This window comes from Nocardioides marinquilinus, from assembly GCF_039543705.1.
Lineage (GTDB): Bacteria > Actinomycetota > Actinomycetes > Propionibacteriales > Nocardioidaceae > Nocardioides > Nocardioides marinquilinus.
The window spans coordinates 1-501 of the sequence record NZ_BAABKG010000020.1 but is presented as its reverse complement, the minus strand read 5'-3'; the positions used below and the strand labels follow the sequence as shown (position 1 = coordinate 501).

1 protein-coding gene is annotated in these 501 nt (G+C 51.9%); it reads right to left on the bottom strand.

From position 1 onward, the window contains the following. A partial coding sequence (locus ABEA04_RS22985) for a phage terminase large subunit family protein (protein ID WP_345464713.1) occupies window positions 1–501 on the bottom strand: 501 nt, incomplete at both ends.

The following is a 501-nucleotide window of genomic DNA, read 5'->3' as shown; positions in this document are numbered from 1 at the left end:
ACATGAAAACGCATAAAATGCGGGGATTCACTGGCTGCACGCTCAATCTGACAGGTGCCTCTCACTTTTGGCGTGGAGCCACGGATGGACTTTGGCCAGACCGAGCCTTCAATACGCTTGTCACCCAGGAACGTCGGAGAGCCTTCCTGTTCAATATCATCATCAAAAGCAGCAAGTTCATCATAACCCGCCACATCCACCGACTTTTCACGGTAGTTTTTTGCCGCTTTACCGCCCAGGCACCAGAAGCCACGCCCATTAGTGAAACGCTTCATGGTGAGCGTGTTATCCCGGTGCTTTTTGCCATACCACGGGGCCAGCGCCAGCAGCGACGGAATATCACGAATAGTCGGCTCAACGTGGGTTTTCATAAAGTTCTCGGCATCACCATCCGTCGGCAACCAGATAAGGGTGTTGCGCTGCTTATGCTCTATAAAGTAGGCATAAACACCCAGCAGCATTTTGGAATAACCGACACGGGCAGACTTCACCACATTCACC